The 515-nt window shown below is 66.2% G+C and carries 1 protein-coding gene; it reads left to right on the forward strand.

Features of this window, described 5'->3' with window-relative positions:
• Positions 1-449 (forward strand): aldo/keto reductase (locus tag CVH10_RS26590; RefSeq protein ID WP_219924735.1); only part of this gene is annotated, 449 nt, incomplete at its 5' end.
• Positions 450-515: the final 66 nt, after the last annotated feature.

Consider the following 515-nt stretch of genomic DNA (forward strand, 5'->3'; position numbering starts at 1 on the left):
GCGATCGCGACGCGGTCAAGATTTTCACCAAGGTCGGCTCCGACATGGGCCAGGGCCACAAGGACCTGTCGCCCGTCTGGATCGAGAAGGCGGTCGAAGACAGCTTGCGTCGGCTTCAGACGGACTACATCGACCTGTATCAGACCCACTGGCCCGACCCGCTGACGCCGCAGGACGAGACGCTGCGCGCGTTGGACCGGCTGGTGCAGGCGGGAAAGGTGCGGGCCATCGGCACGTCCAACCACACGGCCGAACAGGTCGCCGAGCTGGCGCGGGCCGGCGTGGCCGTGGGGCTGGCCGGGGTGTTCCTGGAGTCCCACCCGGATCCGGACAATGCCAAGTGCGATGGCCCCTGCGCCCTGCCGCTCGACAAGCTCGAGCCCTTCCTCGCCCAGCTCAGGGCGCTGGACGACCTGGTCAAGGGCTTCGCGCCGCTCGAGATTGCCTGATTTTCCCTCAACGCTGACACGCTAAGGACGAGATAACATGACCAAGATCGTCGATATCCGCGCCCT

The organism is Halomonas sp. ND22Bw, from assembly GCF_003011945.1.
GTDB lineage: Bacteria > Pseudomonadota > Gammaproteobacteria > Pseudomonadales > Halomonadaceae > Halomonas > Halomonas halophila.